Origin of the sequence: Pseudosulfitobacter sp. SM2401 (genome assembly GCF_042932805.1) — a bacterium.
GTDB lineage: Bacteria > Pseudomonadota > Alphaproteobacteria > Rhodobacterales > Rhodobacteraceae > Ascidiaceihabitans.
This window is the reverse complement of record NZ_CP170633.1, coordinates 2,000,001-2,011,802: the sequence shown is the minus strand read 5'-3', so window position 1 is coordinate 2,011,802 and position 11,802 is coordinate 2,000,001. Positions and strand designations below refer to the sequence as shown.

Here is an 11,802-nt window from a genome sequence, read left to right as displayed (position 1 = left end):
TAGATGCACCCTCCGGCATTTAAACGCGCTGGGCAATCATTTCTATTTCAACAGCGGCATTGCCCGGCAACGCAGATGCGCCCACCGCAGATCTGGCATGTTGGCCCGCATCCCCAAAGAGCGCGCACAGCAGATCGGACGCCCCATTTGCGACCTGTGCATGTTGGGTGAAATCGGATGCCGTATTCACAAACACCGTCACTTTCACGACACGCTCTACACGATCCAAATCACCGACGGCGTCCTGCAATGCGCTGAGCAAACGCATCGCGCACAGTGTTGCGGCGTCATACCCTTGGGCCACTGTTAAATCGCGGCCAATTTGACCTTGGTACTTTAAAACAGACCCTTCTTTTGGCGTTTGTCCTGCAAGGTAGATGGTTTTCTTCGCGGCGCGCCACGGCAAGTAATGCGCCGCGGGGGCAGGCGAGGGGGGAAGGGTCAGGCCCAATTGATCCAATCGTGCCGCGATGTTCACGTCATCGCACCGAATTGCGTAAACAAATGACCACCGCCCGCCAAATCTGCACACGGAATGCTAAGCCGCTTGAGACAGGCAAACATCAAAGCTTGGTTGCTGGTGATAACGGGTTTTCCCAAGGCGTGCTCGATGGCGGGAACGGCCTCTAGGGCGCGGTAATCAGTGCAGGAAATTACGATGGCTTGGGCATCTTTGTGGTCTGCCTTTAGGGCCATGTTATAGGCGTCTTGTGGCGTCAGCGCGTTCTGCTCAAGACTGCTTAGTCTTTGATCAAAGCTGGCGGTGTTCACCACCTCAATGCCACATTGTGTCAGGTAACTGACAGCCTCATCGCTTAGGATTTTCACGTAAGGCGAGGTGAACGCGACCCGAGTTGCCCCAATCTGGTGCACAGCAGTCACAAGCGCACCTGCAGTCGTGATCGCGGGTCGGCCGGTCATCGCGGTCAGGTTTTGGCAAAATTCGGCATCAAACGCCGGGCCATCCGCAAGCGTCGCAGAGGTGCAGCCATAAGCGATGATGTCCACGCGGGCATCCATCAAGTCTTGGCAGTTCTGATCCAGAGACTGGCGCACAAAGTTTCGCATTTCGTTTGAATCAGGGATCGCCTCGACATCATAACCGCCGCTGCGCGCGCTGTGGATCGTGACGCCTGCGGGGCAAAGGGACACGCAATCAGGTTCGACATTTGTATTTGACGACGGAACGATCAGACCGATGCGCGTTGATCGTGGTGCATAGGGTATGATTTTACGCATCTGGTGCATCCAGTTCCAGTTGCATCGCGTCCATCGCGTGCTGCAAATCCGCGATCAGATCATCCGTGTGCTCCAGCCCGACAGAGACGCGCAACATGTCTCGTGGGGTTGGGGAATCCGTTTTTTCCATACCGGCGCGATGTTCGATGACGGTCTCGGTGCTGCCAAAGGAAATCGCTTGTCTGATGATCTGAACCTTACCCGCGAGAATTTTCGCAGCCACCTCACCGCCTTTTAGTCGAAAAGACAACATGCCGCCAAATCCGCCGGTCATTTGCTTGGCTGCGATGTCGTGACCGGGATGATGCGGTAGGCCAGGGTATAAAACCTGTTGGACAGCGCCGCAGCCATCCAGGAATTCCGCTATCTTCAAAGCACTTATCGAGGCCGTTTTGACCCGCACGGACAACGTGCGCATGCCACGCAGCAACAACCATGTTTCGAAACTGCCCAGAACTCCGCCATATTCGTTGCGCAGTTTTTGCATGTCGCTCAGGATCGCGGATTGCCCATGCGCCACAACAACCGCGCCAGCGATCAGGTCCCCATGACCGTTCATGTATTTTGAACACGAATGCACAACGATGTCCGCGCCATGTTCTAGCGGGCGCGTCAGGATCGGGGTGGCAACGGTATTGTCGATCGCCACCAAAACACCAGCCGCGTGGGCCACTGTCGAAATCGCCGCAATGTCGGTGATGCCCCACGTCGGATTGCTCGGCGTTTCCAGCCAGATTACTTTGGTTTTACCCTGAATGATGGCCGCCTGAACCAAGGCCAGTTCGCTGAAATCAACATAGGACACCTCTAGCCCCCAACGCACGCCGTGGATGTTCATCCAATCTCGCAAACCGGAATACACCAGTTCCGGCAAAATCACGTGGTCACCGGGGGTAAGGCGCTGAAACACCGATGTAATCGCAGCCATGCCTGACGCAAACAAGAGGCATCCCGCACCACCTTCTAGTGCATTTATCAAGGCTTCCGGTTGGGCGAATGTCGGGTTGTCGTCCCGGGTGAACATCCGGCCTGTGCGGTCTAAATCGTTAGGATCACGCAGAAAAGACGTCGAGGGGCGCAATGGCATCGCCATCGCATCGGTTTCAGGATCGCTCCAGCCCAGGGCGGTTGCTGTCAGGGTTTCGGGATGACGTTTTTGGGTCATGATGTTTCTCGCTCGGGTGTGGTTTTGGGGTCTGCCAGATCACCATACTGAGACGTAGCATGTTCCGGGCTCGTGAGACCAAATTCGATGTCCTGCGCGATCAGGGCGGGATCGCGGTCGTGCGGGTTGCCGTATCCGGCACCACCCGGTGTCAAAACAATCAGCCGCTCGCCTGCGGGAATGACCTGTTCGCCTTTCGGACGCAATTGCGCTCCGTTGCTTAGGCTTAGGGCACCGCATTCACCGTCTTTGCCGCCTTCGCGTCCGCGCGGTGCGTGATAAATCCGATCCAGTGCCGCAAACAGCGAAATGGAGGCGTCTTCGCTGCTGGAGATTTCAAGAATTTGGCCCAAACCCCCTCGGAATTCGCCAGCGCCGCCGGAATCCGGGCGATATTCGCGCCGCCAGATAATCAGGGGTGACACGCTTTCTGTGATCTCGACCAGTGATCCCATGACGCCGCTGGGAAAGGCTGTGGCCGACAAACCGTCCTTGCCAAAGCGCCCGCCGGTTCCGCCGTTGTGGACCAATTCGGTTGCAAATTTGGTGTGCCCGCTGCCGGAATACCCACCGCGCATCGGCAGGTCCCACAAGCAACAGGTGCCCTCGGCTGGCACGCGGCCCGGTACCGCTTGGTGCAGGCATCCAAAGATCACATCGGGCAACAATTGCCCCACAACGTGCCGCATCGCGACGGGTGCCGGATATTGCGCATTTACAATGCTGTCGGCAGGGGCGGTTATCACCAAGGGGGCCAAGGCCCCTTCGTTGTTGGGGATATCGGGGGCCAAGGCGCATTTCAGCGCGAAACAGGCATAGGCACTGGCGTAGTTGAGCGGGCAGTTGATGCCTTTCGCTGATCGTCCGGACGAGCCTGAAAAATCAACCGTAATGTCACCTTTGCCGATTGTCATTTTCGCGACCAGATCCAGCGGCGCATCATATCCATCGACGCGCATGTCATAGTGATAGACCCCTTGGGGTAACGCGTTGATCAATGCGCGCGTTTGATCGCGCGATGTATCGATGATGTAGTCGGAAATCTGGACCAGATCGGTGATCCCGATGTCAGCCATACACTCCGATGTGCGCCGGCTGCCACATTCAACGCAAGTCATCAAAGCATAGGTGTCGCCTTCGACTTCGATTGGAACCCGACTGTTGGATTTTAAAATGGACATGAAATTCTCGTCCAGCTTGCCGGCATCCACAAGCTTGATAATCGGTACAAACAGTCCCTCGTCCAAAACATCAGAGCCATCGGGGCCAAAACCAAGCCCGCCCAAATCGGCAAGGTGGCTGGTGCAAGACGTAAAGCCGATCAACTGCCCCTGATGAAAACACGGGCGCACCAGCATGAAGTCATTCAAATGCCCTGCGGCTTTCCACGGATCATTCGTCAGATAAATGTCTTCTGGATGCATGTCTTTGAGCGGGTATTTGTCCAAAAAGAACCGCACCGAATTTGCCATCGTGTTCACGTGCCCCGGCGTTCCGGTCACGGCCTGCGCAATCATGCGCCCCTTTAGGTCAAACAGCCCGGCAGACAGATCACCGGATTCGCGCACAATCGGATTGAACGCTGTGCGCATCAATGTCTGCGCCTGTTCCTCGACGATGGCGATAAGACGGTTCCACAGAATTTGCAGTTCAATCACGCTCATTTTCTGGTTGCTCATGATGTGATCCGATCAAGGATAAGGTTCATTTGGGGATCCAGACGGGCAGAAAACTGCGCTGTCACGAATGTAGTTGTTTGCGGTTCTTCAACAACCGCAGGCCCGGGCAGCGTGGCACCGGCGCACAGGTCAGGGCGCCAATAGGTTGAAACCATTGCGTGCTTTGCCCCTGCTGGCACAAACACCGACCGTGTTCCCGATGGGGTCGCTTGTGTTGGGGGGGGCGTGTCAGACGTGCTTTGGGCTGCCTCAACAATCGTGGACACAACAACGGACCAAGACAGCACTTCGATGTTGCGTTCAGGAATAGTGCGCCCGTAAAGCTGGCGATAACAGGCATCGTAATCCGATTTGATGGTGTCGATATCGGCCGTGCCGAGGGCCCGGTTCGGGATTGGCACCTGAATTTCATGCCCTTGCCCGACGTAGCGCATAAAGGCGGTGCGGGTTTGCACAAGTTTGGCGTCAAGCGCGCCCTCCACGACAATCGCGTGGGCTTGTGATGAAATGTCATTGATCATCGCGTTGACGCTGCTTAGGTCAAAGTCATCCAGCGTTGTGTAAAGGCTTTGCACAATCTCATAGGAAATCGGTGCGCTCAGGAACCCCAAGGCCGATCCGACGCTTGAATTGGCAGGAACGATGACACGGGCCATCCCCAGTTTTTCAGCCAATCGCACCGCGTGCAGGGGGCCGCCGCCACCAAAGGCGATCATGCTGAATTTCGACAGATCCACGCCGTGCTCGACGCTGTGAATACGCGCAGCATTGGCCATGTTTTCTTCGACCATTTCGGTGATGCCAAAGGCCGCCTGATTGTCACTGACATTCAACGGCTGGCTGATGTCACGCTGGATCGCAGCCTTGGCAGCGTTGGTGTCCAGCGTCATCTTGCCTTCGGCAAAAGCGTCCGGATCAATGCGCCCCAACGACAGGTTCGCATCGGTGACCGTGGGGCGGGTGCCGCCTTTGCCAAAACACGCAGGGCCGGGCACAGCGCCCGCGCTTTGGGGCCCAATGCTAAGCCGGCCAACCGTATCCACATGCGCGATCGACCCACCACCAGCGCCGATTTCAATCATCTCGATCACCGGAATGCGCACTGGCATGCCGCTACCTTTTTGGAACCGCGCAGAGCGGGCGATCTCAAAATTCCGGGCAGTCTTTGGTTTGTAATTTTCAATCAATGCGATTTTTGCCGTTGTCCCGCCCATGTCAAAGGACAAAACGCGCGGTTCTTGCAGGTGCTCGGCGATTTTTGCGGCCAGAACCGCACCACCGCTGGGGCCTGATTCAACGAGACGAATGGGGAATTTGATGGCGCTTTCCAGCGTTGTCATGCCGCCCCCCGATGTCATCAAAAATATCGGACACCGAAATCCTTTGTGCCCGAATGCGTCCTGCAAGGCCCGCAAATACCGCGCCATGATCGGCTGAACATAGGCGTTGCACGCGGTCGTCATCAGGCGCTCGTATTCACGCACTTCGGGGCAGACTTGGCTTGAAAGCGTGATTTCGGCCATACATCCGTTTGCGATCAAAATGTCGCGCACACGCTGTTCGTGCTTTGGGTTCGCATAAGAATGCAGGAACCCGACAGCGACGGCCTTAACCTTTTGCGCGTTCAGCGTGTCGCTCAGCGCTGCAACCGCCGCCTCGTCAAGTTCAATCAAAACCTCGCCGCGCACATTCACCCGTTCTGACACACCAAACCGCAGATTTCGGGGGATAAGCTGTTGGGGTTTATCAATCATCAGATCAAATTGATCGTACCGGCTTTCGTAGGCGATTTCCAAACTGTCGCGGAAACCTTTGGTCGTTATCAGGGCGGTTTTGACACCTTTACGTTCGATCAGCGCGTTGGTTGCCAACGTTGTGCCATGAACAAAAATATCGACGTCGCCGGGCGTCAGTGATGCATCGCCCAAGACAACATCAACACCTGACAAAACCCCCAATTCGGGATGCTCGACATGGGTCGGAACCTTGGCGGTAAACAGGCCGTTCGGGGTTTGCAGAACGATGTCCGTAAACGTGCCGCCAATGTCCGCAGCCAAGCGCGTTTGTAGTGATTTTTCCGCCAATGTCTGCTCTCCGCTTAGATGCTCTTGCAGGATTTCTACGAGAGCCATTCATCTTGCGGAAACGAATTGTTTTCGTGGGGGTATCGAATATTTCGATGTCCCGTTTGGGCACACCGTGCGCGTCGGGGGAACCACTGATTAGGCCCATTCCAAAGCACGAAAATACGAACCCGATGTCGATTAAGGTTTTCCTGACTTCTCGGATTTCGAATTATCGGCAATAGTTGACGGATTATGACGGATTTTTTGGAGTATTTAAGATGACCCTTTTCTTTTCTCGACGCAGCTACAACACGTCGACCAACCGATTTACCAACAATGCATCGGCCGTGACACGCTACATGTCTGTGCTCGGGGATGGCCCGGACAGTGGCACATGGCGTGGCAGCATGATGGATCAATCTGCGTGGGTGGGCAAAGTGTCTGACCAGATGGGATCAGACGATATTTTGATCTACGTGCACGGGTTCAACACGTCGCAGGCGCAAATGCTGCGCCGCACAGCCAAGATCGAAGCAGGGGTGAAACGCCACGGGTTTCGCGGGGCGGTTATCGCCTATGACTGGCCCAGCGACGGGTCATTGGCGAAATACCCCTCTGATCGAAACGATGCCAAACGCACGGCACCGGCGCTTGTGGCTGACGGCATTGCACCGCTTCTGGCCCTGCCGTCACGCCCGAAAATCCACGTGATTGCCCATTCGATGGGGGCGTTTTTGACCCTGCGCGCGTTCTCTGATTTTGGCGATTCAATCGGGCCTGGGTCTTCAGCCTGGAGCGCGGATCAAGTTATGTTTGCCGCCGCAGACGTCGATCAGGCATGGATGGAAAAAGGCGCATGGGGTGGCTTGGTTGTGAAAGAGCGCAGCAAGCGTTTCACCAATTATTACAGTCAGTTGGATGAGGTGCTTAATCTATCAGGTAACTTTATCAACGGGCGTGCGCGGGCAGGGCGCAAAGGTCTGCCATCTGTGCTGCACGCCAAGCACGTGGATGTGTATTGCAACGAGCAATACAAACGCGACGTGGCCTCGACCGATCGCACAGTGCCCTATTCGCACCGGTGGTGGTTCGACAATGACGGGTTTTACAAAGACATGGCGCAGACGATGGCTGGCACGGACGCGCATTCAATGAGCACGCGCCGTGTGACCAATACCAGCGATCTGGCTTTGTTGACTTAAAGCGCGAAAAATGTTGCGCTGACAGCCCTCATTGCCACGATCACCGAAAGGAAAGGACATCTGATGTCGCTCAAACCTTCTCGTCGTTTGTCGGTTTTTGCATTTGATCCCAGCGTTGCGGCCAAGTTTGCGAACAAACGGATCAAAACGCTGACCATTTCGCTGCCTTGGGAGATGGAAAAACAGGCGGAGGATGTGCCGTTTGTCGGTCCGCGTGGCGACTATCTTGAGGTGATAGATTACGATCCTTCAAGCGGGGCGTTTTACAAACCCGTTGATCTGAACGATGCGCGCCTGCGGGCCTGTAGCGGGTTGGATCCGGCCGTCGACAACCCGCAATTTCATCAGCAAATGGTGTACGCGGTGGCGATGAACACGATTGCGGTGTTTGAAAAGGCGCTGGGGCGTGTCGCATTGTGGGCGCCGCGCGACTGGAACCCCAAGGACCGCGCCGATGATCCCGACAAAGGGTTTGTGCAGCGCTTGCGCATTTATCCCCATGCCCTGCGCGAGGCGAATGCCTACTACGATCCGTCCAAAAAGGCGCTGCTGTTCGGCTATTTCCACGTCGGGCCCGAACATAAAACGATGCTGCCCGGCACCACGGTTTTTACCTGCCTCAGCCACGACATCATCGTGCATGAAACCTGCCACGCGTTGCTTGACGGGATGCATCCCTATTTTGCAGACTCCAGCAACGCCGATGTGCTGGCCCTGCACGAGGGGTTCTCGGATATCGTCGCCATTTTGCAGCATTTCTCGCATCCTGAGGTGCTCGAGGATCAGATCGCGAAAACCGGCGGTGATCTTGAACGTCAAAGCCTGCTTGGGGCCTTGGCGCAGGAATTCGGCGAAGCCTTGGGGCGCGGGCATGCATTGCGCGATGCCTTGGGCCGCATGGTCGACGGGCAATGGCAAACGATTGAACCGGACAACAGCGCGCTGGACCGCACCAATAGCCCGCACGCACGGGGCGCGATTTTGGTGGCGGCGGTGTTTCGCACCTTCCTGAATATCTACCGCGACCGCGTGGCGGATTTGTTGCGCATTGCCTCGAACGGGCGCGGGATTTTGCCTGCGGGTGAACTGGATCCCGATCTGCGCAAGCGACTGGCAAACGAGGCTGCAAAATCGGCCCGCCATGTTTTGCAAATGTGCATCCGGGCGCTGGATTATTGCCCGCCTGTTGACGTCAGCTTTGGCGATTATTTTCGCGCTTTGGTCACGGCAGATCATGATCTTTACCCCGAGGACAAACACGGCTACCGCGCCGCCCTGATCGAGGCATTCACCGCTTGGGGCATCCGCCCGCAAGACGCGCAAATCGTGTCGGAAAACACGCTGGTCTGGCCAACCTTCCAAGAGGCCTGCGCCGACAAAGGCGTCGATACCAGCGAATTTGCAAAAGACTTTGGCGTCTTGGTGCGCGCCCCGCAGCTAAGCCCGGAAAACGCGACAACTGCGCTAGCCAATGTGATGGACGGGCGGGTTCTGGATATCGTGGCTGATCTTGTCAAAGGCTTGGGCAAACGCGCGGTCCTGTCGCGTAATTCTCTGGCGCTGGGACTGTCCGCGGACCGCAAAACCGAACATCTGGATCGCGTCTATTACGCAGAGCTGTTCTGGGGCCTGATCCACAGTCAAAAGCACGACGTGCTGTTTGATCTGATCGGTATAGATTTGACGGACGATGCACCTTTGTCGATCCGTCGGTCTAAAAAAACTGGTAGCCCTGCGTTGCAAATCCATTCTGTGCGCATGGCAAGCCGGGTTGCCGATCGCGGCCAGATCGAACGTGAATATGTTGTTGAACTGGTGCAATCGCGCGCCGGTTTCTTTGATCCGGAGGAACAAACGCGCGCGGACGCGGGCAAATCTGACCACAAGCCCGACTTTATTGCACGGTCCGGTGCGACGCTGTTGATCGATGCGCGCAGTTTTCAAATCCGGCGGATAATTCGCACCCGAGGGGCGATCAGTGACGACACGGTCATGGCGCGCCACCGCGCGTTTCATCAAGGGCGCGCAACCCGGGTCAGCACGGCGTTTGACGGACTGCCTGAAACGCCCGATCCCGCATCAGCCTTTGCCGCGCTGCACCGATCCGCAGGACAAGGAGACGCGCAATGACCCGCCGCCTCAAGGCCCCCGCATCCGGCGTCACCGTGCGCATGTACCGCCAAGGCCAAGGCGACTGTTTCCTGCTGGCATTTCCGCGCAAAGGGGCAGGGCGCAACACCCCCGTCTACATGCTGATCGATTGCGGCTACATGGGCGGTTCGCAGTTCACCCACGACGGCGAGAAAATCAACATTCGCGACTGTATCGAGGATCTGATCGGGGCGACGGGCGGCTTTATCGATTATGTGGCCGTCACCCACGAACATCTGGATCACGCCAACGGCTTTAACGTCAAAAAAGACGGCGCGCGCATGTTTGATGGCATCGAAATCGGCCATCTGTTTCTGGCCTGGACCGAAGACGGCGATGACGCGTTTGCCAATGATTTGCGCGCGCGGTTCAACGACCAGTTGGTTGCACTGGCCATGGCCGAGGGCAAACTGGACAGTGCGGGCGTGCCCACTGGCACTCAAGACACTGTGCGCCAGTTGCTCGAGATCGAAATGGGCGATGCGAATGAACGCCGTGCCTTTGCCGCTGATCCAACAAAGATAGACGGGCTGTCGAACAAAATGGCGCTGAAATTTTTGCGCGACACTGCTATTTCCGGCCCTGAATTCCTGCGCCCCGGCCAAGCGCCTTTTGAAATAGCAGGCACCGATGGCGCGCGTGTCTATGTGCTTGGGCCGCCGCGCAACGAGGACATGTTGCTAAGCCTGAACCCCACGGGCGACGAGGAATTCAAATTCGGCGCAGGCTTTGGTCTGGACGGTGAAACATCGGCGTTTCACATGGCGATGACGGACGGCCAGGGCCAAGGCACCATTTCGCCGTTTGCCAACCGTTATAGAGTGCCCGAGGCGCAGGTGTTCGCCCAAAGCGTGCCAGCTGCGGATGATGACACGCTGAGCGAGATCGCGAACTACCACGCGCGGTACTATTGCGAGGCGGATCGCGATGAAAAGATCAACGAATGGCGCCGCATTGACGGCGATTGGCTGGGGGCCGCAAGCAAACTGGCGCTGCGCCTTAATCACGAGGTCAACAACACGTCGCTGGTGCTGGCATTCGAACTGCCGGAGACGGGCAAGGTTTTGCTGTTCACAGGCGATGCACAACGGGGCAACTGGATGTCGTGGGGGGATCTAAGTTGGGGATGTGGCGGGGATCAAACCTCGGCCAAGGATCTGTTGGGGCGCTGTGTGTTTTACAAATGTGGGCATCACGGATCGCACAACGCCACGCTGAACGGCACGTTTGATAGCCCTTGGGCGAACCTTAGCTGGTTTGCCCAAGGCGCATTCGCGCAGGAATTCGTCGCGATGATCCCCGTGCATGGCGATTGGGCCGTGACCAAAAAGAAATGGAACCATCCGCTGCCTGCCATCGACGAGGCGTTGATGAAAAAGGCGCGTGGTCGTGTGCTGCGCAATGATCTGGATCGGGTCAAGCGGCCGAAATCTGCGGATGGCCACGGCAAGCTGACGGACGATGAATGGCAGGCGTTCAAAGACCAAAGCGTCGAAGCGCGTCTGTATAAGCAGTACACGGTGCTCGATAGCTAAGGCTTGCTCAGAATCGCGGGCTTGTATTTCATGCCGGCAATTGGGCAGGGGATAAATCGTGGCAGACTATATAACAGCGCATTTGCAGGGTCAGATGATGGCGTGGCGTCACGACTTTCACACGCATCCTGAACTGGGGTTTGACGAGGTCCGCACGGCGGCCCGTGTGGCTGAGCTGCTGGAAGGCTGGGGGATAGAGGTGCACTGCAATATCGGGCGCACGGGTGTTGTGGGCGTTCTGCGCCGTGGGGCCGGTTCTGCCAGCATCGGATTGCGCGCAGACATGGACGCCTTGCCGATCACAGAGCTGAATAGTTTTGCCCATGCCTCGCGACACGCCGGCGTCATGCATGCCTGTGGCCATGATGGTCACACATCGATGTTGCTGGGGGCCGCGCAGCATCTGGCGCAGCACGGCGATTTTGACGGCACTGTCGTCTTTATCTTTCAGCCGAACGAGGAACACGGAGAAGGTGCGCCTGCCATGATTGCCGATGGGCTGTTTGATCGGTTTCCTGTCGATCGGGTCTTTGCCATTCACAACATGCCGGGGATGGAAACGGGCGCGATTGCGATGCGCGCTGGGCCAATGACTGCGTCTGAAAGCCTGTTCGAGATCACGATCAACGCCCGTGGCGGTCACGCGGCCCTGCCACACATGGGGGTGGATGCGATTGTGGTGGGGGCGCAGATCGTGAATGCCTTGCAAACAATAGTGTCGCGCAAACTGAACCCAGGTTTGAACGGCGTGGTGTCGGTGACTGA

Annotated in this window: 9 protein-coding genes (1 of these 9 cut by a window edge); 4 read left to right on the top strand and 5 right to left on the bottom strand. The window is 56.9% G+C overall.

Translation table 11 applies throughout. From position 1 onward, the window contains the following. Positions 1-19: 19 nt before the first annotated feature. The 5 genes from ACFIO0_RS09920 to ACFIO0_RS09900 are packed head-to-tail and all read right to left on the bottom strand — an operon-like array spanning position 20 to position 6,215. Positions 20-478 (bottom strand): Atu1372/SO_1960 family protein, encoded by a 459-nt coding sequence (locus ACFIO0_RS09920; protein WP_390915176.1) that lies wholly within the window; start codon positions 476-478, stop codon positions 20-22. Beyond that, positions 475-1,239 carry an Asp/Glu racemase gene (locus ACFIO0_RS09915; RefSeq protein WP_390915175.1) on the bottom strand — a complete coding sequence of 255 codons (765 nt, stop codon included), beginning with the start codon at positions 1,237-1,239 and terminating at the stop codon, positions 475-477. Before ACFIO0_RS09915 ends, ACFIO0_RS09920 begins: the two co-directional genes overlap by 4 nt. Beyond that, positions 1,232-2,404: an aminotransferase class I/II-fold pyridoxal phosphate-dependent enzyme gene (locus tag ACFIO0_RS09910; protein WP_390915174.1), complete on the bottom strand. Its 1,173-nt coding sequence runs from the start codon at positions 2,402-2,404 to the stop codon at positions 1,232-1,234. The genes ACFIO0_RS09915 and ACFIO0_RS09910 overlap by 8 nt, the downstream gene beginning before the upstream one ends. Continuing rightward, entirely contained in the window at positions 2,401-4,083 is a 1,683-nt protein-coding gene (locus ACFIO0_RS09905; RefSeq protein ID WP_390915173.1) for a hydantoinase B/oxoprolinase family protein, read from the bottom strand. Before ACFIO0_RS09905 ends, ACFIO0_RS09910 begins: the two co-directional genes overlap by 4 nt. After that, on the bottom strand, positions 4,080-6,215 hold the full coding sequence (locus ACFIO0_RS09900) for a hydantoinase/oxoprolinase family protein (protein WP_390915172.1): 2,136 nt from the start codon (positions 6,213-6,215) through the stop codon (positions 4,080-4,082). The genes ACFIO0_RS09905 and ACFIO0_RS09900 overlap by 4 nt, the downstream gene beginning before the upstream one ends. 212 nt (positions 6,216-6,427) lie before the next feature. On the opposite strand from ACFIO0_RS09900, the gene ACFIO0_RS09895 reads away from it, so the two are divergent. The 4 genes from ACFIO0_RS09895 to ACFIO0_RS09880 all read left to right on the top strand — a co-directional run. After that, the gene (locus ACFIO0_RS09895; protein ID WP_390915171.1) at positions 6,428-7,351 is read left to right on the top strand and encodes an alpha/beta fold hydrolase; all 924 of its coding nucleotides are present in this window, start codon (positions 6,428-6,430) and stop codon (positions 7,349-7,351) included. A 63-nt stretch (positions 7,352-7,414) separates the two neighbouring features. Continuing rightward, the gene (locus ACFIO0_RS09890) at positions 7,415-9,481 is read left to right on the top strand and encodes a hypothetical protein (RefSeq protein WP_390915170.1); all 2,067 of its coding nucleotides are present in this window, start codon (positions 7,415-7,417) and stop codon (positions 9,479-9,481) included. Further along, positions 9,478-11,037, top strand: a complete 1,560-nt coding sequence (locus ACFIO0_RS09885) for a hypothetical protein (protein ID WP_390915169.1) — start codon at positions 9,478-9,480, stop codon at positions 11,035-11,037. The genes ACFIO0_RS09890 and ACFIO0_RS09885 overlap by 4 nt, the downstream gene beginning before the upstream one ends. Positions 11,038-11,095: 58 nt before the next feature. Next, a protein-coding gene (locus ACFIO0_RS09880) for an amidohydrolase (protein WP_390915168.1) crosses the window boundary here: on the top strand, positions 11,096-11,802 show its 5' portion. It continues 457 nt past the right edge of the window; only the first 707 of its 1,164 coding nucleotides appear in the window; its start codon is at positions 11,096-11,098; its stop codon lies beyond the right edge, outside the window.